The sequence below is a fragment of the Mycobacterium stomatepiae genome, from assembly GCF_010731715.1.
Taxonomy (GTDB): domain Bacteria; phylum Actinomycetota; class Actinomycetes; order Mycobacteriales; family Mycobacteriaceae; genus Mycobacterium; species Mycobacterium stomatepiae.
Window position 1 is genome coordinate 3,109,964 of record NZ_AP022587.1, and the last position, 22,239, is coordinate 3,132,202.

At 65.9% G+C, this 22,239-nt stretch carries 21 protein-coding genes, 1 tRNA gene and 3 pseudogenes; 12 read left to right on the forward strand and 13 right to left on the reverse strand.

Annotated elements, in window-relative coordinates:
• The first annotated feature begins 99 nt into the window (after positions 1–99).
• Complete coding sequence (locus G6N54_RS14530) at positions 100–855, forward strand: hypothetical protein (protein WP_163790733.1); 756 nt, start codon at positions 100–102, stop codon at positions 853–855.
• A 263-nt stretch (positions 856–1,118) separates the two neighbouring features.
• Here the strand turns inward: G6N54_RS14530 and G6N54_RS14535 are convergent, their stop codons facing one another.
• The gene (locus G6N54_RS14535) at positions 1,119–1,418 is read right to left on the reverse strand and encodes a putative quinol monooxygenase (protein ID WP_163790734.1); all 300 of its coding nucleotides are present in this window, start codon (positions 1,416–1,418) and stop codon (positions 1,119–1,121) included.
• A 170-nt stretch (positions 1,419–1,588) separates the two neighbouring features.
• Between G6N54_RS14535 and G6N54_RS14540 the strand changes: the two genes are divergently transcribed.
• The 4 genes and pseudogenes from G6N54_RS14540 to G6N54_RS14555 form a co-directional block, all read left to right on the forward strand.
• Complete coding sequence (locus tag G6N54_RS14540) at positions 1,589–2,395, forward strand: Rv0792c family HTH-type transcriptional regulator (protein WP_163790735.1); 807 nt, start codon at positions 1,589–1,591, stop codon at positions 2,393–2,395.
• 7 nt (positions 2,396–2,402) lie between these two features.
• Positions 2,403–3,438 (forward strand): annotated as a pseudogene (locus tag G6N54_RS14545) (TIGR03619 family F420-dependent LLM class oxidoreductase).
• Positions 3,439–3,488: 50 nt separating this feature from the next.
• On the forward strand, positions 3,489–4,232 hold the full coding sequence (locus G6N54_RS14550; RefSeq protein ID WP_163790736.1) for a transglutaminase-like domain-containing protein: 744 nt from the start codon (positions 3,489–3,491) through the stop codon (positions 4,230–4,232).
• Between the two features lie 42 nt (positions 4,233–4,274).
• A pseudogene (locus G6N54_RS14555) lies at positions 4,275–5,018 on the forward strand (aldehyde dehydrogenase family protein); the annotation flags it as partial.
• Between the two features lie 85 nt (positions 5,019–5,103).
• Here G6N54_RS14555 and G6N54_RS14560 read toward each other — a convergent pair.
• Positions 5,104–5,189 (reverse strand) — tRNA-Tyr (locus G6N54_RS14560).
• Positions 5,190–5,269: 80 nt separating this feature from the next.
• Here G6N54_RS14560 and G6N54_RS14565 point away from each other — a divergent pair.
• Together G6N54_RS14565 and G6N54_RS14570 are read left to right on the forward strand one after the other, a co-directional pair.
• Positions 5,270–5,760 (forward strand): annotated as a pseudogene (locus G6N54_RS14565) (YajQ family cyclic di-GMP-binding protein).
• A 92-nt stretch (positions 5,761–5,852) separates the two neighbouring features.
• Entirely contained in the window at positions 5,853–7,364 is a 1,512-nt protein-coding gene (locus tag G6N54_RS14570) for a flavin-containing monooxygenase (protein ID WP_163790738.1), read from the forward strand.
• On the opposite strand, the gene G6N54_RS14575 is transcribed toward G6N54_RS14570, so the two are convergent.
• On the reverse strand, positions 7,361–8,626 hold the full coding sequence (locus G6N54_RS14575; RefSeq protein ID WP_232072836.1) for a trypsin-like peptidase domain-containing protein: 1,266 nt from the start codon (positions 8,624–8,626) through the stop codon (positions 7,361–7,363). The two genes, G6N54_RS14570 and G6N54_RS14575, sit on opposite strands and share 4 nt — an antisense overlap.
• Before the next feature lie 197 nt (positions 8,627–8,823).
• Positions 8,824–9,018: a hypothetical protein gene (locus tag G6N54_RS14580; protein ID WP_163790740.1), complete on the reverse strand. Its 195-nt coding sequence runs from the start codon at positions 9,016–9,018 to the stop codon at positions 8,824–8,826.
• Between the two features lie 50 nt (positions 9,019–9,068).
• Here G6N54_RS14580 and G6N54_RS14585 point away from each other — a divergent pair, with 50 nt between their 5' ends.
• On the forward strand, positions 9,069–10,094 hold the full coding sequence (locus G6N54_RS14585; RefSeq protein ID WP_163790741.1) for an NAD(P)H-dependent glycerol-3-phosphate dehydrogenase: 1,026 nt from the start codon (positions 9,069–9,071) through the stop codon (positions 10,092–10,094).
• Between the two features lie 267 nt (positions 10,095–10,361).
• Here the strand turns inward: G6N54_RS14585 and msrB are convergent, their stop codons facing one another.
• The 3 genes from msrB to grcC1 form a co-directional block, all read right to left on the reverse strand.
• Positions 10,362–10,886, reverse strand: coding sequence for a peptide-methionine (R)-S-oxide reductase MsrB (gene msrB / locus G6N54_RS14590; protein ID WP_163790742.1), 525 nt, complete (start codon positions 10,884–10,886; stop codon positions 10,362–10,364).
• A gap of 21 nt (positions 10,887–10,907) precedes the next feature.
• Entirely contained in the window at positions 10,908–11,768 is an 861-nt protein-coding gene (gene htpX / locus G6N54_RS14595; RefSeq protein WP_163790743.1) for a zinc metalloprotease HtpX, read from the reverse strand.
• An 87-nt stretch (positions 11,769–11,855) separates the two neighbouring features.
• A complete protein-coding gene (grcC1, locus tag G6N54_RS14600; protein ID WP_163790744.1) occupies positions 11,856–12,863 on the reverse strand; it encodes a nonaprenyl/(2E,6E)-farnesyl/geranylgeranyl diphosphat synthase in 1,008 nt (335 codons plus the stop codon).
• 51 nt (positions 12,864–12,914) lie between these two features.
• Here grcC1 and menJ point away from each other — a divergent pair, with 51 nt between their 5' ends.
• From menJ to G6N54_RS14615, 3 genes are all read left to right on the forward strand, one after another.
• Positions 12,915–14,144, forward strand: coding sequence for a menaquinone reductase (gene menJ, locus G6N54_RS14605; protein ID WP_163790745.1), 1,230 nt, complete (start codon positions 12,915–12,917; stop codon positions 14,142–14,144).
• Between the two features lie 85 nt (positions 14,145–14,229).
• Positions 14,230–14,919: a class I SAM-dependent methyltransferase gene (locus G6N54_RS14610; RefSeq protein ID WP_163790746.1), complete on the forward strand. Its 690-nt coding sequence runs from the start codon at positions 14,230–14,232 to the stop codon at positions 14,917–14,919.
• 42 nt (positions 14,920–14,961) lie between these two features.
• Entirely contained in the window at positions 14,962–15,363 is a 402-nt protein-coding gene (locus G6N54_RS14615; RefSeq protein WP_163790747.1) for a DUF732 domain-containing protein, read from the forward strand.
• A 7-nt stretch (positions 15,364–15,370) separates the two neighbouring features.
• Here the strand turns inward: G6N54_RS14615 and G6N54_RS14620 are convergent, their stop codons facing one another.
• Positions 15,371–16,063, reverse strand: a complete 693-nt coding sequence (locus G6N54_RS14620) for a demethylmenaquinone methyltransferase (RefSeq protein ID WP_163790748.1) — start codon at positions 16,061–16,063, stop codon at positions 15,371–15,373.
• Between the two features lie 71 nt (positions 16,064–16,134).
• On the opposite strand from G6N54_RS14620, the gene G6N54_RS14625 reads away from it, so the two are divergent.
• Positions 16,135–16,959 carry an SDR family oxidoreductase gene (locus tag G6N54_RS14625; RefSeq protein WP_163790749.1) on the forward strand — a complete coding sequence of 275 codons (825 nt, stop codon included), beginning with the start codon at positions 16,135–16,137 and terminating at the stop codon, positions 16,957–16,959.
• Between the two features lie 10 nt (positions 16,960–16,969).
• On the opposite strand, the gene G6N54_RS14630 is transcribed toward G6N54_RS14625, so the two are convergent.
• From G6N54_RS14630 to G6N54_RS14650, 5 genes are all read right to left on the reverse strand, one after another.
• The gene (locus G6N54_RS14630; protein ID WP_163790750.1) at positions 16,970–18,130 is read right to left on the reverse strand and encodes a glycosyltransferase family 4 protein; all 1,161 of its coding nucleotides are present in this window, start codon (positions 18,128–18,130) and stop codon (positions 16,970–16,972) included.
• A 77-nt stretch (positions 18,131–18,207) separates the two neighbouring features.
• Complete coding sequence (locus G6N54_RS14635; protein WP_163790751.1) at positions 18,208–18,732, reverse strand: DUF3592 domain-containing protein; 525 nt, start codon at positions 18,730–18,732, stop codon at positions 18,208–18,210.
• Positions 18,729–20,378 (reverse strand): 2-succinyl-5-enolpyruvyl-6-hydroxy-3-cyclohexene-1-carboxylic-acid synthase, encoded by a 1,650-nt coding sequence (menD, locus tag G6N54_RS14640; RefSeq protein ID WP_163790752.1) that lies wholly within the window; start codon positions 20,376–20,378, stop codon positions 18,729–18,731. The genes G6N54_RS14635 and menD overlap by 4 nt, the downstream gene beginning before the upstream one ends.
• Positions 20,379–20,513: 135 nt before the next feature.
• Positions 20,514–21,296 carry an alpha/beta fold hydrolase gene (locus G6N54_RS14645; RefSeq protein ID WP_163790753.1) on the reverse strand — a complete coding sequence of 261 codons (783 nt, stop codon included), beginning with the start codon at positions 21,294–21,296 and terminating at the stop codon, positions 20,514–20,516.
• The gene (locus G6N54_RS14650) at positions 21,293–22,219 is read right to left on the reverse strand and encodes an o-succinylbenzoate synthase (protein ID WP_232073781.1); all 927 of its coding nucleotides are present in this window, start codon (positions 22,217–22,219) and stop codon (positions 21,293–21,295) included. The genes G6N54_RS14645 and G6N54_RS14650 overlap by 4 nt, the downstream gene beginning before the upstream one ends.
• Positions 22,220–22,239 lie beyond the last annotated feature (20 nt).

The window sequence follows — 22,239 nt, forward strand, 5'->3', positions numbered from 1 at the left end:
ACCGGACGCCCTCGCACTATCGCCTACTGCACTCGGTGTCCGTCAGCTGACACGGTGCACCACGCCCCATCGAGTAAGAAGAACCAGGGAGGATACGCAATGACGCCGTCCGAGTATGCCCACACAAAACTTCAACTCGCGCTCTGGGGCTGCGGGATCGGGTTCGCGGTGCTGTTCTTCGTCGGACTGATGCCGTTGTCCGGCTTCATTCCCCCGCCATCGCCTCAACTATCGGGCGCCCAATTGATGGCGCAGTACGGTCCCTCGCTGCCATGGGTCAAATTCGGCATCGTCGTCGGGCTGCTGGGCAGTGCGTTGCTGGTGCCGTGGTCGGCGATGGTCGCCCTACAGATCGCGCGGATGGAGCAAGGCCGCCGCGTCCCGCTCTGGGCCATCTTCGCGTTCGGTGCCGGCTGCGTGAACGCCGTGGCCTTCATCCTGCCCTTCATCTTCTGGGCGGGAGCCTTCTATCGGCCGGACCGCTCGCCCGAGCTGGTCCAGCTGATCAACGACATGACGTGGCTCGAGTTCCTAATGTTCTTTCCGACGTTCAGCATGCAGCTGTTCTGCCTGGCGATGGCCGGCTTCACCCAGCGGCAGGGACCAAAGGTGTTCCCCCGCTGGTTCCTGTATCTGAACCTCTGGATGGCAACGATCGGCGGGACCGGCCTGATCTCGATCTTCTTCTTCGGCGGGCCCTTCGCATGGAACGGCCTGATCGGATTCTGGCTTCCGGTCGGCTCCTACGTCCCGTTCCTGATCGTCACGTTCGTCCAGTTCTACAAGGCGATACGGGCGGAGAAGGACTGCTATCAGCCGGAAGACCTGCCCGCGACAGTCGGGACACCCGGATAGCGGCGGCCTTCGTCGCGTCGCTTCCTTGAGGTGACGACGGCGACCGATTCGATGACCTAACAACTCATTCATCGAATGGAGCGCCATCCGGGTTCCACCTCACACCTCAGCAATGGCATGACCGTCGACGCTGCCCTGCCGTTGCGCACGCTTTGTGACAACGCGGTGACAAGCTCGGGCTGTCCGACCGCGCCAATCCGCCAGGCGCCGTCTCTCTGCCCGTAGGCGGGATTGCCGACTGACCGTCGATGTGAAGGGAGGTTTCACCGTTCGTCGATCGGCGCGAGGACGGTCACCGAGATCGGGCTGGCGAGTAGCACATCGAGGTGCGCGCGATAGTTGAGGTAGTGGTCGGTCGTCCGGTGATGTTGGAGTGCCAACTCGTCACGGTAGCGCTCGACGAGGACGAATTCGTCACCCTGCGAAACCTGGTACAGGTCATATCGGTCGCACCCGGGCTCCTCGCGAGTCGGGGCCAGCATCCCTTGAAGCAAAGACCGCAGTGTGGCCACGTTGTCGGGACGAGCGGTGAACCGAGCGATGACCACCACAGGCCGTGGCATAAGTTTCTCCATCCTTCTCGGTGCTTTCGCCAGGTTGACCTAAGACGTATTAATACGTTTTAATACGTCTTATGACTCCTGTCAACGCCGCTCCGGCGCCGGGACAAAATCGCGGTATGAGGCGGCCACCGCAACCGAAGCCGTCTCAGTTACGGGGTGTAATGCGTTTCATGGCGAATTCCGAAAGCGCAGAAGAGCTCGATCTTGATATAGCCGACCTGCGCATCCTGCGGGGAAGCGTGCCCGCGAGTACGCAGCTGGCAGAGTGGCTGAAGGCGCAGATACTCGAACAACGGCTCCGGTCGGGCAGCCGGCTGCCGTCCGAGCGGGAGTTGATCCTCCGATCAGGTCTGAGCCGAGTCACCGTCCGCGCGGCGGTCGGCATTCTCGAGCACGAAGGATGGCTGGTCCGGCGTCAGGGGTTGGGCACCTTCGTCGCCGAGCCTGTCAAGCAGGAACTGGCCTCTGGAGTGCGCACGATCACCGAGGTGCTCCTGGATTCTGGCGTTACCCCGCGGGTCGATGTGCTCTCGCACGGGATCGTCACGCCACCGGAGCGGATAGCCAGGGCTCTGCGCAGGCCCGACGCCCTGCGCATTCGCAGGCGATACAGCGACAACAATCAGCCGCTGGCTCTCGTCACGATCTATCTGTCCCCCGATCTGGGCGATGCCGTCACACCACTGCTGTCGACCGATTCGACTGAGACGACGTACACGATGTGGGAGCAGCGCCTCGGCGTGCGCATCGGCACAGCGTCGCACGAGATCCATGCCGCGGGTGCTTCTCCCGACGTCGCTGAGGCACTTGATCTTTCCGAAGGGGCGCCGGTTCTCGTCCTGGAGCGCACCACCTACACGGTCGGTGGGGAGCCCCTGGAAGTTGTGGTGTTCCACCACCGGCCTGAGCGTTACGGCTTCTCGATGACGTTGGCCCGGGAAACTTCCGGACCAACAATTGGCATGATCGAAAGGTAGTCCCAGAATGGGCAATGACCAAGCGCTAATACATCGCGGCCCGCACTTCGGCCTCATCTTGGCACTCACAATCAACGGCCTAGCGGTCGGCGATTATCGCGACATGGTGCGCGTGTCCCAAGCCGCCGAACGGTACGGTTTCGACTCCATCTGGACATGTGACCACTTCCTCACCCTCAGCCCCGAGGATTACGTCAAGGATGCCGGGATCCACGGCGCCGGAAACGACGGTGAAGCGGTAGATGAACCCCGCTCACTTCCGCTGCTGGAGGGATGGACGGCCCTCACCGCGCTGGCTCGCGACACCACTGCACTACGCCTGGGAACAAGTGTGCTGTGCAACTCCTACCGTTATCCTTCGGTGCTCGCCAAAATGGCCGCCACGTTGGACGTGATCTCCGAAGGCCGACTCGATCTTGGTCTCGGCGCGGGGTGGTTCCAACAGGAATTCGACGCGTACGGCATTCCGTTCGCGCCGGCGGGTGACCGCGTCTCGGCGCTTGCGGAGTCGCTGGAGGTACTCAAAGAAGTCTGGACGCAAACGAATCCGACTTATTCGGGCCGCTTCTACACTCTCGAAGGCGCGGTCTGCGATCCGAAACCACTGCAAAGACCACACCCGCCACTGTGGGTGGGGGGGCGAAGGTGATCGTGTTCAGCGGATAGCGGCGCGGTCGGCGCAGGGTCTCAACATCCGGTGGTGGTCTCCCGAGAAAATACAGTCACGTCGACCGTTTCTCGCGCAGGCGTGTGAAAGCGCTGGCCGTGATCCCGCGACGCTGCAATTGTCCCTGACTGCTCTGCTCGCGCCCACCGAATCTGCAAGTCAGGAAGCGCAGATTCGAGCAGAGTTTGCGTCCATACCCGAACCCGGGCTCATCCTGGGACCCGTCGATAAATGTGTCGAGCGCATCGCCGAGTATCAGCGATGCGGTGTCGATCACTTCCTATTCACAGTTCCATATTTGGCGCGGTCAGATTATCTGTCCGCAATCGGCGAGTCGATTATTCCGATGGTGAAAAGCCGAGTCACCGTCGCCTAACTCGCGGGCACTTCGCTTACTCACCTCAACAACACAGCAAGAAGACGTTCATGACGCGTGCCGAATCCAGCCCGGCCGACAACAGCGACATCTACCTCGAATCGACCGAGTACATCGACGCCGACCACCCACTCGTCCGCGCCAAGGCGGCGGAGTTGACGCACGACGCCGAGTCCGATGCAGAACGTGTCGAGCGCATCTATTACTTCGTTCGGGATATGCCCTACGACATCCTTAGGTCGTTTCGCTATCTGGCGGCAGGCAAGCGGGCTGCCAGCGATGTGATCGAGCACGGGGTGGCCTTTTGCATGGGCAAGGCGAGTTCATTCGTCGCGCTGACGCGTGCCGCGGGCGTGCCGGCCCGAATCGGGTTCCAGACGCTCGACTCACCCGAAAAAGAGTTCCTTTCTCCCGAGGTCCGCGCGCTATGGGGAGGGCGCCGCGGGAGACCTCTGCCGTGGCACTCGTTGGGTGAGGCCTACCTCAATGGACGGTGGATCAAGCTCGACGCCACGATTGACTCCCCGACCGCCGCTCGCAAGGGCAAGCCCTACACGCAGGAGTTCGACGGTCACACCGACATCCCGACCGTCGAAGGCCCCATCCTGCGTGAAAACGGCAGCTACGCCGATTATCCGCCGGAAGTAGCACAGTGGTACGAGCGCGCCGCCCATGCCGTTACCGCCGCCCTCGAATCCCCCGAGGTCCACGCCCGCGTCGCCGATGACGACGAACTCTGGGCTGGTCCTGCGCTTGCCGACGTGGCCCGCCGATCGTCGATTGACCACAACTGATCCGCCGTACTGATCTAGCAACAGGAGTTCGCAGGTCGCCACCTCAAAAAACAAGTGCTCGAGTTGGGCGGCTCGGATCCGTTCATCGTGTTAGCCGACGCCGACATCGCCATGGTTGCCGGGGCGGCGGTCTCCGCGCGCAACCTCAATGGCGGACAAAGTTGCATCTCAGCCAAGCGGTTCATCATCGAGGACTGGGTTCGCGCCGAATTCACCGAAGCCTTCGCTGACGGGGTGTCGCGACTGCAAGTCGGCGACCCGATGGTCGACGGCATTCAAGTCGGACCGCTGGCACAGAAGAGTATCCGAGAGTCGGACCAGGTCCAACGCAGCCTGGCAGACGGTGCACGCCTGGTTACCGGTGGACAGGTACCCCAGCGGGTTGGCTACTTCTACACACCTGCAGTACTCGACCGCGTCGGCCCCGAGATGGCGGTGAGCGCTGAGGAGACATTTGGGCCTGTCGCTGCGATCATCTCGGCCGAAAACGTCCGGGCCGCGCTGGACATCGCGAACGCAACGGAATTCGGCCTCGGCGCCAGCCTGTGGACCTCAGACCTCGACCGTGCGGCTGCATTAATCCCACAGATCGACGCCGGCGCGGTGTTCGTCAATGAGGTCGTAACCTCCGATCCTCGCGTGCCGTTCGGCGGCATCAAGCGCAGCGGATACGGCCGCGAGTTGGGCGAAGACGGACTTCGCCAGTTCACCAACGCGAAAACGGTATGGATCGGACCGTCAAAGGGCCCGCGGACCTTAAGCGGCGCTTCAGGGTGCCGCGTCTGAGCGATGCGCACGTTGAGATTCCTACACCTTGTGTCCATTCCCGAGCCGAAACGAATCAGGCCCCCTGGTAAAGGGGCCTGAACTGTGGTGGCAGGTACTGGATTCGAACCAGTGTAGGCGTAAGCCGACGGATTTACAGTCCGCTCCCATTGGCCGCTCGGGCAACCTGCCGCCTAGCAGGGTACAACGAGCGGGTAGACAATTCACAAACGGCTAGGAGCAACCCGGAACCAACACGGAAGGGCGTTCGCATGGCGGACTCATCGTTCGACATCGTCAGCAAGTTCGATCGGCAAGAGGTCGACAACGCGCTTAACCAGGCCGCCAAGGAGTTGGCCACCCGCTTCGACTTCCGCGGCACCGACACCACGATCGCGTGGAAGGGCGACGAGGGCGTAGAGCTGACGTCGTCCACGGAGGAGCGCATCAAAGCCGCGATCGACGTGTTCAAGGAGAAGCTGATCCGTCGCGACATCTCGATGAAGGCCTTCGACGCCGGCGAGCCGCAGGCCTCCGGCAAGACCTTCAAGGTCAGCGGCACCCTCAAACAGGGCATCGACAGCGAGAACGCCAAGAAAATCACCAAGCTCATCCGCGACGACGGGCCCAAGGGGTCAAGACCCAGATCCAGGGCGACGAGATCCGGGTCTCCAGCAAGAAGCGCGATGACTTGCAGGCCGTCCAGGCGCTGCTACGCAACGCCGACCTGGACGTGGCGGTGCAGTTCGTGAACTACCGCTAACCACCGGACCGGTCCGCGCCGAGCGTGCTGGCCCCACAATCGGTGGGGTGCCTACGCTGGTGACAAGTCCCACACCGCAAGCGAGGTTCACGATGACCGTGACTCCCCAGGAGGCCACCAGCCAGCCGCCGGCCGACGCCGGCTACTTCGACGTCGTCATCGTCGGCGCCGGCATCTCCGGGATCGGCGCGGCCTATCGGATCGCCGAACGCAATCCCCATATGACGTACGCGATCCTCGAGCGCCGTGAGCAGATTGGCGGCACCTGGGACCTGTTCCGGTATCCCGGCGTGCGCTCGGACAGCAGCATCTTCACGCTGTCTTTTCCCTTCGAGCCCTGGACCCGCAAGGAGGGCGTCGCCGACGGCGAGCACATCCGCGAGTACCTGACCGCCACCGCGCACAAGTACGGCATCGATCGCCACATCCAGTTCGACAGCTATGTCCGTTCCGCGGACTGGGATTCGTCCACCGACACCTGGACGATCACCGTCGACCAAGGCGACGCCACCGCGACATACCGCAGCCGGTTCGTGTTCTTCGCCTCCGGCTACTACAACTACGACGAGGGCTACACCCCGGAGTTCCCCAGCATCGAGCGGTTCGACGGCACCGTCGTGCATCCCCAGCACTGGCCGGAAGACCTCGACTACAGCGGCAAGAAGATCGTGGTGATCGGCAGCGGTGCCACCGCGGTGACCCTGCTCCCCTCCCTGGCGGAGCAGGCCGCGAAGGTGACGATGCTGCAGCGCTCTCCGACCTATCTGGTCTCGGCGTCGAAGTACCGAAAACTCGACGACGTCATTCGTGCCCTGCTACCCCGCAAGGCCTCTCACTTGGCCATCCGGACGTACAACGCCTTGACCGAGACGGTGTTCTTCTTCCTGTCGCGCAAGATGCCCGGCCTGATCAAGTCTCTGCTGCGGCGCAAGGCGATTGACAGCCTGCCCGACGGGTACGACGTCGACGTCCACTTCAAACCGCGATACAACCCGTGGGACCAGCGGATGTGCATGATCCCCGATGCCGACCTGTACAACTCGATCGCGGCAGGCCACGCCGACGTCGTCACCGATGAGATCGACCATTTCGACGCCACCGGTATCGCGCTGAAGTCCGGTGCACACCTCGACGCCGACATCTTCGTGACGGCCACCGGCCTGCAGCTGCAGGCACTCGGCGGGGCAGCGATCAGCCTGGACGGAGAAAAGGTCGATCACCGTGAGCGTTTCGTCTACAAGGCGCACATGCTCGAGGATGTGCCCAACCTGTTTTGGTGTGTGGGATACACCAACGCGTCCTGGACGCTGCGAGCCGATATTACGGCGCGTGCCACGGCAAAACTGATGGCGCACATGACTTCTCACGGATACACGCACGCTTACCCGCACTTAGGCGATCAGCCCATGGCCGAGAAGCCGTCCTGGGACATCAACGCCGGATACGTGAAGCGCTCGGCGCATCAGCTGCCCAAGTCGGGCACCAAGCGGCCGTGGAATGTGCGCCAGAACTACCTCGCCGACGCCCTCGACTACCGGTTTGACCGCATCGAAGAGGCAATGAAATTCGGCCGCGTCGCCGATCGGGCACCGGTGGCGGGCTAGGCCGAATCCTCGCTCAAGGGCTTGAGCGTCACGACATTTTGACCTGATTCGCGTGCCGGCTCCCGAAGAGCTATGTGCTTGCCGCAGTTGGGACAGAACTTTTCCGCGGGGTGGTGCTCCGCGCCGCAATTGGCACAATAATGCGGCTCGATCTCCACGTAAGCAGGTTCGACGGCAACGCCGCTGACGGGCTCCAGCGGGCCCGAGATTTCGGCCGCACCCAGACGCTGCCGACGACTCTTGAGCACCATGAACGCCACCCAGCCGCCGACGACGAGCACCATCAGGCTCCCGCTTACGATGTACCACAACAGGTTTGAGTTATGGAACACTGAGACGTCACCGTACTGCTGCCGAAGATTCCCAGCACTCGTCTTCAGCTCGGCCAGTCCGGGATAGTCCGGCGACAACGCCGCCGCCTGGTCGAAGTTCTTGATCGCGTCGCTGTAATGGCCGGAGTAGTAGCTAGTGAGGCCGTTGCGGTAGTACAAGTCGGCGGGACCGAGCATCGGCTTCACAGCCTTACCGGCGAGCATCACCGCGAGACGATCCGCCGGCGTGATGAAGTTGAACGGTTGTGGCTCGCCAGCGGGAGCGAAGCTGTTCACCCCGACCACATTGCCGTCGATAGCGACCGTCGGGCCGCCGCTCATGCCTTCCGAAATCGCGGCGTCGATCTCATACTCCGGCATGGTCCGGATGGTCGCCTTCTTGTTCACCTTGCCGCTCTTGTTCGTTGGATCCAACGAGGGGCCGGTAACCCGTTGGGTGGTTTCCGGGAAACCCACCGCGAGAACCGATGTGCCGATGCTGACATCGGCGTCGCCAGCCAGCACCGACGACGGCATGTTGTGCTGTTCGACCTTCAGCAAGGCGACGTCACCCTTGCTCAGCGGTCGGAAATCCACCACGTTGGCAGGCAACTTGCCGGCGAGCTTGGTACCCGTGCCGTAGAGCACCGTGAGACCGACCTCGGGCCCCCGGTCGGGGCTGTCGCCCTCGATCCGCGCGCTCTTGCGAAGATAATCCGCCGTTGCGGCGGGGTCCTGGCCGGTGGACGCTTCCGGGAACTGAGCGATATAGGCGCTCGCGGCGCTCTTGGCGATGGCGTCTTTCGCGGTCTCCGGATCAACACAGTGCCCCGCGGTCGCGACCCAACCATCGGGGTTGACCACGAAACCGGTGCACGACCAGGTGGCATCGAAGGGAAGATCCAAGCCCGGTCCAAATTCAGACAGCAGCTGCCCGTCGGGCAGCCGCACATGGCCTGACGCTTGGGCGGCGAGATAGACGACGGCTGGCCGTATCAGAGCCGCCGCCCTCTCCTCGGGGTTGGCTTGGGGCCGGCCGCCATCGGCGACCGCGACGCCCGGCGCGCCAACCAATGCGACCACACCGGCTGTTAGCGCCAAGGCGAACGCTCGGCCGCTGCGAGGGACAGACCTATTTCCCGCCCGGCTCACTCGTCGGGACATGATTCCTCCTCGATGAAGCGCTGACCTTGACGATCCGGTGCCAAGGGGGTGATCGGGTAGGGACCGAAGTCCCAACCTCCGGGGTCGTTGGTTCGGACTTCGTCTCGGGCACCCATCTGCCCGGGCGGCGTCATCGGCGCGGCGGGTTTCCCTTTCGCGGCAGTCGGAGCCGGACCCACTCCGAGTGAACTGCTACTAAATGTGAGGTTTCAGCAATACGCTGAGCTTCATGGCAGGCGAGAAGCGCGAACCCAAAGTCGTTGTCCTTGGCGGTGGTTCCTGGGGAACCACCGTGGCGTCCATCTGCGCACGCCGAGGGCCGACGCTGCAGTGGGTGCGCTCGGAAGAGACCGCCAAGGACATCAACGAAAATCACCGCAATTCCCGCTACCTCGGCGACGACGTGGAACTGAGCGACACGCTGCGCGCCACCAACGATTTCGCGGAGGCCGCCAACTGCGCCGACGTCCTCATCATGGGTGTCCCGTCGCACGGGTTCCGTGGCGTGCTCACCGAACTCGGCAAGGAATTGCGGCCCTGGGTGCCGGTGGTATCGCTGGTCAAAGGGCTCGAGCAGGGCACCAACATGCGGACGTCGCAGATCATCGAGGAGGTGCTGCCCGGTCATCCGGCGGGCATCCTGGCGGGACCGAACATTGCGCGCGAGGTGGGCGAGGGCTACGCCGCGGCGGCCGTGCTGGCGATGCCCGACCAACATCTGGCCACCCGGCTTGCAGCGTTGTTCCGCACCCGGCGCTTCCGCGTGTACACCAGCGACGACGTCGTCGGTGTCGAGATGGCCGGAGCGCTGAAGAACGTCTACGCGATTGCCGTTGGGATGGGTTACTCGCTGGGTATCGGCGAGAACACGCGTGCGCTCGTCATCGCGCGGGCGCTGCGCGAGATGACGAAGCTGGGCGTGGCGTTAGGCGGAGACCCGGACACCTTCCCCGGACTGGCCGGCCTCGGCGATCTGATCGTCACGTGTACCAGCCAGCGCAGCCGTAACCGCCATGTCGGCGAACAACTCGGCTCGGGCAAGCCGATCGACGAGATCATCGCATCGATGAACCAGGTCGCCGAGGGCGTGAAGGCCGCCAGCGTGATCATGGAGTTCGCCAACGAGTTCGGGCTGAGCATGCCGATCGCCCGCGAAGTCGACGGCGTGATCAACCACGGCTCGACGGTCGAACAGGCCTACAGCGGCCTGATCGCCGAGGTCCCGGGACACGAGGTGCACGGCTCAGGGTTCTAGTCGAGCCCGAAAAGCCCTAGGCCGCTGGGCAATTCGTTCGTTGATCGACGGTCTTGGTGATCGCGTCATGCGCGGTTGCGGCTCGTTCTTGCAGGAATGGCAACTCGAGACAGACGCCGACGTACTCGTCGTAGTTCACGCAAGAACTGGTAGCACGGGCGCTATCGATTTCGGCAGTCACGCCTGGGGAGAACGGTAGTCGGGGCTTCGGACCATGCGGCTGTTTTCGAATGCGATAGCGCATGCGATATCGGAACCGAGAACGCGCTAGGCAGGTCGGAAGCGGAGCGCCACACCGTTCATGCAGTAACGCAGGCCGGTCGGTTCGGGGCCATCGTTGAAGACGTGGCCGAGGTGCCCGCCGCACCGGCTGCAGAGTACTTCGGTGCGTGCCATGCCCGCCGTGTTGTCCGGCCGCTCGAGCACGGCGTTGCTCAGGGCTTTCCAAAAACTCGGCCAGCCCGTACCGCTGTCGAACTTGGTGGCCGACGAGAAGAGGTCCTGCCCACAGCCCGCACATCCGAAGATCCCAGTGCGGTGCTCATCGTTAAGCGCGCTGCTGTGGGGCATCTCGGTGGCCGCCGTGCGCAGCACCGCGTACTGCTGCGGGCTCAGAAGCTGCCGCCATTCGGCGTCGGTATGGGTGACCTCGAATGCGTTGGTCGGGTGTGGCGCACCGGCCGCCCGCGGGACACCCAGTGCGCCACACCCGACCAACGCACCGAAAGCCGCAGTGCCGAGCAGGATGCGCCGGCGAGCCAGGTCCCGCCGCGGTGACGTCGGAGCGGTCATGCTCGCCAGCATAGGCCGACGTCAGCCGCGCGCCATCGCCTCCAGCCGGCGGATGCGGTCCTCGATCGGCGGGTGTGTCGAGAACATCGAGCCGATGCGCTCACCGGCGCGGAACGGGTTGGCGATCATCAGGTGCGCCTGACTGGCCAGCTGCGGCTCGGGCGGCAACGGTGCCGCCTGCACGCCGCCGGAAATCTTGCGCAGGGCGGACGCCAACGCCAGCGGGTCGCCGGTCAATACCGCGCCCGACTCGTCGGCCTGGTACTCCCGGGATCGCGACACCGCCAGCTTGACCACCGTGGCCGCGATCGGCCCCAGCAGCGAAACCAGCAGCAGCGCAAAGGGATTCTCGCCATCGCGGTTGCCGCCGAGCAGGCCCGCCCACATCGCCATGTTGGCCAGCGCGGTGATCACACCGGCCAGCGCACCGGCCACACACGAGATGAGGATGTCGCGGTTGTAGACGTGTGAGAGCTCATGGCCCAGCACGGCGCGCAGTTCGCGCTCGTTGAGGATGTCCAGGATGCCGGTGGTGCAACACACCGCGGCGTTGCGCGGGTTGCGTCCGGTGGCGAAGGCGTTGGGGGCGTTGGTGTCACTGATGTACAGCCGCGGGATCGGCTGGTGCGCGGCGGTGGCCAACTCGCGCACGATCCGATAAATCACCGGCGCCTGAAGTTCGGAGACCGGCTGGGCGTGCATCGCGCGCAGCGCCAGCTTGTCGCTGTTGTAGTAGGTGTAGACATTCATGCCGATCGCGAACATCACCGCCAGGAACATCGCCATCCTGCCGAACAGCGATCCGACGAACACGATCATTGCGGACATACCGGCCAACAACAGGAAGGTCTTGAGCCTGTTGGCGTGCGGATGCCAGGTCATCGCCGTCCTCCTCAAAAGGACCCAGAGTTCATTGCTTGACTGTTGTCAATTGAACGCCCCGGATGACCGTCCGGGTTCCATGACCCGCTAGCCGTGCCGGCTGATCGTGTAGTCGACCAATGTCTCCAGCGCGCGACGGCCGGCGACGTCGGGCAAAAATCCCAGCTCATCGCGGGCTTTGGCGGCGTATTGCGCCAGGACCTCCTTGGCCTGGGCCATTCCCGGCGATGCCCGCAACAGCCGCAGCGCCTCGGACACCGCGTCGTCGTCTTCGACGGGACCGGCCAGCAGCTCGCGCAGCCGATCGCCGTCGGGCCCGGGCTGCTGCAGCGCAAAGACCATCGGCAGGGTGTGCACACCTTCGCGGATATCGGTCCCGGGCAACTTGCCCGATTCGTGCGAGTCGCTGTCGATGTCGATGATGTCGTCCGAGATCTGAAACGCCGTCCCCACGATGCCGCCGAGCCGGCTCAGCCGGGCGACCTGATCGTCGTCGGCCCCGGAGAACATCGCGCCGAACTGACCGGCCGCGGCGATCAGGCAGCCCGTCTTCTCGTACACCACCTTCAGATAGTGCTCGATCGGATCGGCGCCCTCCACGAAACCCCGGGTTTCGCGCATCTGACCGGTCACCAGCTGGGCGAACGTTTCCGCGATGAACCGCACCGCGTCCGGCCCCAGCCGTGACACCAGCCGCGACGCCGTCGCGAACAGGTAGTCGCCGGCCAGGATCGCGACGTTGTTGCTCCAGCGCACATTCGCGGTCTGTGCGCCGCGGCGGACCTCGGCCTCGTCCATCACGTCGTCGTGGTAGAGCGTGGCCAGGTGCACCAGCTCGATGACCGCCCCGGCGATCGTCACCTCATCCGCGTCCGGGCTCGGCCCGATCTGCGCCGACAGCACGGTGAACAACGGCCGGAACCGCTTGCCGCCAGCCTTGAACAGATGGGTCAACGAGTCCGTCATGATCTCGTCGGCGCTGCGCAATTCGACGTCCATGAGCTGCTCGACCTTCGCGACGCCGTCGCGCACCGTCGTGGCGAACGCGGCGTCGCCAAAGTCGATGCCCGCCACCACCGTCGCCGGAGTATTCACCCGACCATCCCTATTCGCCGGAGTACTCACGCGACCAACATACTGGGGGGCGTGGACACGAAGGCCTCCGGAGCCGAAGTCGTGGTCGTGGGTGCCGGACCCGCCGGTTCGGCGGCGGCCTCCTGGGCCGCTCGCGCCGGCCGCGATGTACTCGTGGTCGACTCCGCCGCCTTTCCCCGCGACAAGCCGTGCGGCGACGGGCTGACGCCGCGCGCGGTCGCCGAGTGCGAGCGCCTCGGCCTGGGCGACTGGCTGAATACCCGCATCCGGCATCGGGGTCTGCGGATGAGCGGGTTCGGCGGCGAGGTCGAAGTGAATTGGCCCGGCCCGTCGTTCCCGTCGACCGGCAGCGCGGTGGCCCGCCTCGAGCTGGATGACCGGATCCGCAAGGTCGCCGAGGAGTCCGGAGCGCGGATGCTACTCGGTACCAAAGCCGTTGGCGTGCAACATGACTCGTCTCGACGAGTCACCTCGCTATTGCTGGCCGACGGCACCGAACTGGGCTGCCGCCAACTGATCGTCGCCGACGGCGCCCGCTCCACACTGGGCCGCAAGCTCGGGCGGCGCTGGCATCAGGAGACGGTGTACGGCGTCGCGGCCCGCGGCTACCTGACCACCCCGCGTAGCGAAGACCCCTGGCTGACATCGCATCTCGAGCTGCGCTCGCCCGACGGCGCCGTGTTGCCCGGGTATGGCTGGATCTTCCCGCTGGGCAACGGCGAGGTGAACATCGGTGTCGGCGCGTTGTCGACCTCCAAGCGGCCGGCCGAGCTGTCGCTGCGGCCGCTGATCTCCTACTACACCGATCTGCGCCGCGACGAGTGGGGCTTTACCGGCGAGCCACGCGCAATCTCGTCGGCCCTGCTGCCGATGGGCGGCGCGGTCTCCGGGGTGGCCGGGCCGAACTGGATGCTGATCGGCGACGCCGCGGCCTGCGTGAACCCGCTCAACGGCGAGGGCATCGACTACGGACTAGAGACCGGCCGGCTGGCCGCCGAGCTGTTGGACTCGGACGACATGTCCAAAGTGTGGCCGTCGCTGTTGTCCGACCACTACGGTCGCGGATTCTCGGTCGCACGACGGCTGGCGCTGCTGCTGACCTTCCAGCGGTTCCTGCCCGCCACTGGCCCCCTCGCGATGCGCTCGACCACGCTGATGACCATCGCCGTGCGGGTGATGGCCAACCTGGTCACCGACGACGACGCCGACTGGGTGGCACGAGCGTGGCGCGGCGGCGGGCGGTTCTCCCGGCTCCTCGATCGTCGAACACCGTTCAGCTGAACCAACTTTTTCGCACGGTCAATTCGACGCGTCCTCTATATCAATTTGATTGACATACATCAGCTAGGTTGATATATCTGGAGGCATGACTCAGCCAACTGATTTCGAGTTCGAAACGGCCTACCGCGGCGAATCCGCCACGTTTGGCGAGGGCGTGCGGCCGCCCTGGAGCATCGGCGCCCCGCAACCCGAGCTGGCCGTCCTGATCGAGCAGGGCAAATTCCATGGCGACGTGCTCGACGTGGGCTGCGGCGAGGCCGCCATTTCGCTGACGCTGGCCGAACGGGGCCACGCCACGCTAGGCCTCGACCTGTCCCCCACCGCTATCGACTTGGCCCGCCGCCAGGCCGCGAATCGCGGCCTGGCCAACGCCACCTTCGAGGTCGCCGACATCAGCACGTTCACCGCATACCCACCCGGATCTGAAGGCCGCTTCGGCACCATCGTCGACAGCACCCTGTTCCACTCCATCCCGGTCGAGGCACGCGAGGGCTACCAGCGGTCGATCAGCCGCGCGGCCGCTCCCGGCGCCTCGTACTTCGCCCTGGTCTTCGACAAGGCCGCGGTGCCCGACGGCCCGATCAACGCGGTGACCGCCGACGAGTTACGCGACGCCGTGTCCAAGTACTGGGTCGTCGACGAGATCCGGCCGGCCCGCCTGCACGCCCAGCTACCGAACGCGTCCGTCGAGATGCCCGGCATCGTCGACATTCGCGACGAACCCACTGGTCTGAAGTCGGTCGGCGGCTGGCTGCTGACCGCCCATCTTGGCTAATCGGCCGTGAGCGAGTCGTTATCGCGGTGTATAATCCGGCTAATGAGGGGTACCAAGCTGCTTGCAGGCGTCGCCGTGGCGGCGGCTGCCATTACGACGCTGGCCGTGCCGGCGCTGGCCGACCCGACGACGCCGCCGCTGCCGCCGGCACCGACGCCGCTGCGGACCCCGTCGCCGCCCAGCGACAACGACGCCCCGTTCAAGCAAACCGTGAACGGCTTCGGCATTTACCAGCCGCAGGACCAGCTCGCGTGGCTGGGCAAGATCACCTGCGACCGGCTGGGCAGGGGCGTGGACCACGACGCCTACCAGTCGGCGAACTTCATTCAGCACAACCTGCCGCGCGGCACCAGCCAGGGGCAGGCGTTCCAGTTCCTCGGCGCGGCCGTCGACCACTACTGCCCAGACCAGCTGGGCGTGGTGCAGGCCGCGGGCCAACACTAACCCGACGTCAGCGCAGGGGCTTATGCCCCGCATGTAGCGCCACGATTCCACCCGTCAGGTTGCGCCAGCGCACGCCCGACCACCCCGCTTGGGCCATCTGCCGTGCCAGTGCGGTCTGATCGGGCCAGGCCCTGATCGACTCCGCGAGATACACATAGGCATCGGGGTTGCTTGACACCGCCTGCGCCACCCGCGGCAGCGTGCGCATCAGATATTCCTTGTAGACGGTGGCGAACAGCGCATTGGTGGGCGTGGAGAATTCACACACCACCAGGCGTCCACCGGGCCGGGTGACCCGGGCCATTTCGCGCAGGCCCGCCTGCGGGTCGGCGACGTTGCGCAAGCCGAAACTGATTGTGACAGCATCGAATACGCCGTCGTCGAAGGGCAGCTTGGTCGCGTCGCCGGCAACCTTGGGCACCTTGCGCGCACCCCCGGCCGCGAGCATTCCGACCGAGAAATCGGCCGCCACACACCAGGCCCCGGATTTCTCCAGCTCCACCGTGGACACCGCGGTGCCCGCAGCCAGGTCGAGCACCTTGTGGCCGGGCCCGATTCGTAGCGCCGAGCGGGTGGCGCGCCGCCAATACCGGTCCTGCCCCAGCGACAGCACGGTGTTGGTCAGGTCATAACGACGGGCGACGCCGTCGAACATCGACGCGACCTCCCGGGGATCCTTGTCCAAGGCCGCACGACTCACCAGGAAGACGCTACCCGGCCCAATTCGGCCCCGGCGGGAATGGTGCGGGCACGCACGCGTTACACAACGGCGTGAGCGAAAAAGTTTGGTTTATCACCGGTACATCACGTGGATTCGGGCGCGAGTGGACGATCGCCGCGCTGGAGCGGGGCGACAAGGTCGCCGCCACCGCACGCAACGCCGCATCACTGGACGACTTGGTCACCAAGTACGCCGATGCGCTGCTGCCCATCAAATTGGACGTCACCGACCGCGACGCGGATTTCACCACGGTCAAGCGGGCCCGTGACCACTTCGGCCGACTCGACATCGTCGTAAACAATGCCGGCTACGGCCAGTTCGGGTTTGTCGAGGAACTGTCCGAGCGCGATGCCCGCGATCAGATCGAAACGAATGTGTTCGGCGCGCTGTGGATCACCCAGGCCGCCTTGCCCTACCTGCGCGAGCAGCGCAGCGGCCACATCATCCAGGTGTCCTCGATCGGCGGCATCACCGCGTTTCCTTTCCTCGGCGCTTATCACGCCTCCAAGTGGGCGTTAGAGGGCTTCTCCCAAGCGCTCGCGCAGGAGGTCGCGGCGTTCGGTGTGCACGTCACGCTGATCGAACCGGCCCGCTTCGACACCGATTGGGCCGGCCCGTCATCGAAGCACTCCGAGCCGTTGCCGCACTACGACGAGGTGCGCGCCGCGGTGCAAGCAGAACGCGGCCGGCGCGGGGCTGATCCCGGTAGTGCGAAAGCGTCGGCGGATGCGCTGTTGAAAGTGGTCGACGCCGAGCAGCCGCCGCTGCGGGTGTTCTTCGGTGCTTCGCCGCTGCAGACGGCAAAGGCCGACTACGAGAACCGGTTACGCACCTGGGAGCAGTGGCAGCCGGTCGCCGAGCTGGCGCAGGGCTAGCGGCGAGACGTCACTCGCCTTGCGCGAGTTTGCGTTGCGAGATGCGGGCCCGCGCCCGGGCGATCGGCGATTGCACGGCCGCATAGTGGCCGAGCAGTTCATCGCAGATTGCGGGCCAGGTGCGGGCCAGCACGCTCTTGCGTGCGGCCTGCGAGTAGCGCGGACGCTCGGTCAGCAGATGCCCCACTGCCTCGGGTAGCCGCTGCTCGAATTCGCTTACGGGAACCAGCAATCCGGTACGCCACGGGGTAACGAGGTCACGCGGTCCGCCGGCGTCGGGCGCGATCACCGGCAACCCGGACGCGAGCGCCTCCTGCACGACTTGGCAGAACGTCTCGTGCTCGCCGGTGTGGACGAAGACGTCCATGCTGGCGTACGCCGCGGCGAGCTCAGCACCGTACAGGGCACCGGTGAAACATGCTGTGGGCATTGCTGATTGAAGCTTTTGCTCGTCGACGCCGTCTCCGACGATGACAAGTTGCACATCGCCGGCCGCCGCGAGCCCGGCGAGGCGTTCCACATGCTTCTCGGGCGCGAGCCGGCCCACGAAGCCCACGATCGGCTTACCCTCGGGCGACCAGCGCCGCCGCAGCGCCTCGTCTCGCGCCGACGGCGCATACCCCATGATGTCGACGCCGCGCACCCAGTGATCTACCCGTGGAATTCGGTGCGCGACAAGCGATTCCATTGTCGCGGTGGAAGGCGCCAGGGTGCGGTCGGCCAGGCGGTGCAGGTGGCGGAACCACGCCCACGCCGCCCGCGTCGTGATCCCGATGCCGTAGCTCTCCGCGAAACCCGGTACGTCGGTTTGGTAGACAGCGACGGTCGGCACGCCGAGGTGACGTGCGGCCAGCACGCCGCCGTAGCCCAGCAGCGCGGGCGATGCGAGATGCATCACATCGGGCTGGAATCCGCGCAGCACCTTCAGCAGTCGCGGCCTGGGCACGCCGAGCGGCAACGTGGTGACCTTCGGGAACATCCGCGACGACACCCGGTGCACCCGGACGCCGTCGTGAATGCGCTCGGCGGGAGGTTCACCGGGTGGGGTATCGGGAGCGATCACCAGAGCTTCGTGGCCGGTTCGGCGCAGATGCTCCAGTACTCGAACTACTGAATTACTGACTCCGTTGACATGTGGCAGAAAAGATTCCGCGACGATCGCAACGCGCACGAGACCATAGTGTCAGCACTGCCTGTCGCTGAGGTTGCCGACTGGCATACGGGGCGCGAAATCTGCTGCTTAACGCGTTATATGTCTTTGCTAGTCCCACTTTTGACCGCATCGCGACGGTCCAATCGCTTGTCCATCAGCGCCAGGCCCACCAGCGCAACCAGCGCGACGAGCCAACTGACGACCGCGATCGATCCGGCCGGGATTATCGCCAGCCCCGCGTTGCGGTGCTGCACCCGCACCAGGTTCGGATCATTTTTGTTGTATTCGACGTATATCCGCATACCCGTAGCCAATTCGGACGGGTATAGCACGCCGAGCTCGGGCCGGTAGGTGACTCGCTCAGGTGTGACGAATTCGATCGTGGACCGGCGTGGCCCCGCGCTGAGCACCTCGGCCTGCGCCACACCCATGTTGTGTCGGATTGCAAGGTCGTTGCGCCAGGCGCCGGCCACCAGCAACACCGACTGCAGCGTGACCAAACCGGCGACGATCAGCACCGCGATCCGGGTCAGCCGCAACGCAATCCGCGCGGGCGTGGTCGGCGACTCGTCGCTGCGGCCGTGGATCAAAATGCGCAGCAACGTTTTTGGAGACTTCACAAGGCGGCCCTGATGGCGGCGTGCAGTCCGCGCAGCGAGGACCGGTCCGCCTTGACCTCCAACACCCGCATCCCGGCGCCGGACTCGTTGAGCGCGGCGTCCAGCTCGTCGACCTCGATCTGGCGGCTTTCGACGTGGTAGGCGCGGCAGAGCGCACCGACGTCCACGTCGTGTGGGGTGCCGAAGATCCGCGACGACACATCGGAGAACCTCGGGTCGCCCTGCTCGAGCAATTCGAAGATGCCGCCGCCGTTGTCGTTGGACACCACGATGGTCAGATGCCGCGGCGTCGGTTCGGTGGGACCGATCAGCAGCCCGGAGCTGTCGTGGACGAACGTCAGGTCGCCGATCAGGGCGAAGGTGCGGGCCGGGTTGTCGGCGGTGCCGCCGCGTTCGTGTGCCAAAGCCGCGCCGATCGCGGTGGACACCGTGCCGTCGATACCGGCGACCCCGCGATTGGACCGGACTCGGATGCCGTGGGTGTCGAGCCCCACCAGCGCCGCGTCGCGGACCGGGTTGGACGCCCCCAGCACCAGCTGATCGCCCGGCCGCAACGCATCCGCGACGGCCGCGGCGACGTGCAGGCCGGTGGTCAACGGGTGCGCCGCGAGCTGGCCGCGAACCGCCGCGACCGCGTGCCGGTTCATCTCGGCGCAGCGGTCCAGCCAGGCCGGGTTGGGCGTCCCGGTGGTCACCGCCCGGGTGCCGGTGGCCTTCGAATTGCCCGACACGTCCGGCCAGCGCGGCCCGGTGGTCAGCGCATACACCGGCACCTGGGGATCGGCCAGCAGCGCCGAGACCGGGCGATGCAGCGTCGGGCGGCCGAGCATGATCACCTGCTTGGGGCGCAACAGCGACAGGGCCAGCGGGTGCAACGGGTTGGCAGCCGGCGGTGCGGTCGGTTCGGCCACGGTCGGCAGCTGCGCGAGGGTGGGCTGCGCGCCCGCGCCGTGCCCGGCGATGACGACGGTGTCGGGCGAAAGGTCGATGTCCAGCGGCTGGTCGAAAGTGACCGGCGGCGTGTAGGTCCACGGGCTGCCGTCGGGCCGGCCGGGCGGCGTCACGGCACCGGGCGATTCCCGATCGGGGACCAGGGGCTCACGGAGCGGGATGTCGAACTGCACGGGGCCGGCATTGGCGGTGCGCGAACCGGTGGCGGCCACCAGCACCCGGCAGGTGGCCGATCGCCAGGTCGCGTTGAGCGAATCCAACCGCTCGGGGGCGTCCTCGGCCAGACCCAGGCTGATTGTGGCGCGAACCTGGGTACCGAAGTAGCCCAGCTGCTCCATGGTCTGATTGGCCCCGGTGCCCAGCAATTCGTAGGGCCGGTTGGCCGACAGCACGATCAGCGGCACCCGCGCGTAGTTCGCCTCGACGACCGCCGGCCCGAGGTTGGCGACTGCGGTGCCCGACGTCATCGCGACGCAGACCGGTGCCCCGGCCGCGATTGCCAGGCCGATGGCCAGATAGCCGGCGGTGCGTTCGTCGATGCGCACGTGCAACCGGATCCGGCCTGCGCGGTCGGCGTCCTGCAACGCGAACGCCAGCGGGGCGTTGCGCGAGCCGGGGCATAACACCACGTCGCGGACGCCTCCGCGGATCAGCTCGTCAACGACGACGCGAGCCTGTGTCGTCGAGGGATTCACTCCTACAGGGTGTCACAGCGCGCTGACGATGCCCGACGCGCTGCGTCGAGCTGAGGAAGCGCGCAACGCGTCGAACGTGGACTTGTCGGGCCGAATCGCGGCTATTTTGCCCGACAAAGTCGACGTTCGACGCATTCACACCTCGGAGAAGAACTTCAGCGCCACGCTGTTGACCGCCTCGGGCCGCTCCAGGAATCCGAGGTGGCCCGCGTCGGGGATCTGCACGTAGCGCCCGTTGGGCAGGGCGTCGGCAACCTCGCGCCCCAGATGCGGCGGGGTGATCACGTCGTCGGCGAAACCCATCACCAGTACCGGGGTGTTGATGGCGCGGTAGGCCGCGAGCCGGTTGGTCTGCGGGGAGACGCTGAGCTGGGTGCGCAGCCCGGGTGTGCGCTTGACCGGCCAGGCCCGAAACATGGTGATCCAGTCGGCGACGAGCACGTCGTCGTTGATCGTTTTTCGTGAAAAGTTTTCCAGCACACGGACTTTCGCCTCATACGCGGGAGGCAGTTCGGTGTTCGACGCATAGAGCTCGCGCTCGCCTTCGTGAAACCCCTGCCGGGCGCGGTCCAGGCGGCCGCGGGTGGCCATCAGCACCGCGGCGGTCACCAGGTCGGGACGGGCCACCATCAGCTCCTGGGCGATGAAGGCGCCCATCGACACCCCGACAATGCGGGCCGGGGCGGCGTCCAGCGATTCGATCAGGGACGCGGTGTCGGCGACCATGGTCTGCGTCGTGAAACCCTCGGCGTTTTCGGTGGCGCCGATCCCGCGGTTGTCGAAAGTGATCACGCGGTAGCCGGCCGAGATGAACGCCGGGACCTGATGCGGTAACCAGGTGCGACCGGGGCCGCCGCTACCCGAGATGAAGACGACGGGCTCACCGCTGCCGCGGTCGTCATATGCCAGGTTAATCACTCGGACGACGGTACAAGGAACGGATGGCAGGCGATGACCCGGTCGATCCACCACTGCCGCCGCTCGGCCGGCGCCTGCAGCGCCCGCAGCCGCCGTGGGTCGGGCGTGACGGGTCCGACGGCCAGGTGACCGTCGACGGCCGCGGCGACGTCGGCGACGTCCTCGACGAACAGGCCGCCGGTGCCCAACCCGCAGGCGTGTCGCAGTCGCGGTAGCGCCGCCGCCGCGGTCAGCCCGGCGGCGATGCCGACCGCGGAGTCGAGCGCGCTGGAAACCACCACCGGAATGTCGATCTGCGCGGCGATGTCCAGCAGGGCCGAAATCCCGCCCAGCGGAGCAACTTTGAGCACCGCGATGTCGGCGGCACCGGCGCGGACCACGGCCAACGGGTCGTCGGCCTTGCGGATGCTTTCGTCGGCGGCAATCGGTACGTCTGGCATGGCTGGGTGCCGCCGCAGCTCGGCCAGCTCGTCGACGCTGGCGCAGGGCTGTTCGAGGTATTCCAGCGGCCCGTCGGCGGTCAGGGCCGTCGCGGCCCGCACCGCCTCGTCGACCGTCCAGCCGCCGTTGGCGTCCACCCGCACCGTCGCGACGACTTCCCGCACGGCGTTGACCCGGGCGACGTCGTCACCCAGCGTCTGTCCCGGCTCGGCGACCTTCACCTTGGCCGTCTGGGCACCGGGAAAGCGGGCCAGCACGTCGGGCACTTCAGCAGCGGCCACGGCCGGCACGGTGGCGTTGATCGGGATGCGCTCGCGATGCACCGGCGGCGGCTGCCGGTAGGCGCCCTCGATGCCCGACGCCAGCCACGCCGACGCCTCGGCGGGCCCGTATTCCACGAACGCCCCAAATTCGCCCCACCCTTCCGGCCCCTCGATCAGCGCGACCTCCCGGGTGGTGATGCCGCGAAACCGCACCCGCATCGGCAGCGCCACCACATGCA

What these genes read in the sequence shown, in the direction of transcription:
- G6N54_RS14530 (WP_163790733.1), top strand. Translation starts at nt 100, where the DNA reads ATGACGCCGTCCGAGTATGCCCACACAAAACTTCAACTCGCGCTCTGG.
- G6N54_RS14535 (WP_163790734.1), bottom strand. Translation starts at nt 1,418, where the DNA reads ATGCCACGGCCTGTGGTGGTCATCGCTCGGTTCACCGCTCGTCCCGAC.
- G6N54_RS14540 (WP_163790735.1), top strand. Translation starts at nt 1,589, where the DNA reads ATGGCGAATTCCGAAAGCGCAGAAGAGCTCGATCTTGATATAGCCGAC.
- G6N54_RS14550 (WP_163790736.1), top strand. Translation starts at nt 3,489, where the DNA reads ATGACGCGTGCCGAATCCAGCCCGGCCGACAACAGCGACATCTACCTC.
- G6N54_RS14570 (WP_163790738.1), top strand. Translation starts at nt 5,853, where the DNA reads ATGACCGTGACTCCCCAGGAGGCCACCAGCCAGCCGCCGGCCGACGCC.
- G6N54_RS14585 (WP_163790741.1), top strand. Translation starts at nt 9,069, where the DNA reads ATGGCAGGCGAGAAGCGCGAACCCAAAGTCGTTGTCCTTGGCGGTGGT.
- msrB (WP_163790742.1), bottom strand. Translation starts at nt 10,886, where the DNA reads ATGACCGCTCCGACGTCACCGCGGCGGGACCTGGCTCGCCGGCGCATC.
- htpX (WP_163790743.1), bottom strand. Translation starts at nt 11,768, where the DNA reads ATGACCTGGCATCCGCACGCCAACAGGCTCAAGACCTTCCTGTTGTTG.
- G6N54_RS14610 (WP_163790746.1), top strand. Translation starts at nt 14,230, where the DNA reads ATGACTCAGCCAACTGATTTCGAGTTCGAAACGGCCTACCGCGGCGAA.
- G6N54_RS14615 (WP_163790747.1), top strand. Translation starts at nt 14,962, where the DNA reads ATGAGGGGTACCAAGCTGCTTGCAGGCGTCGCCGTGGCGGCGGCTGCC.
- G6N54_RS14650 (WP_232073781.1), bottom strand. Translation starts at nt 22,219, where the DNA reads ATGCGGGTGCGGTTTCGCGGCATCACCACCCGGGAGGTCGCGCTGATC.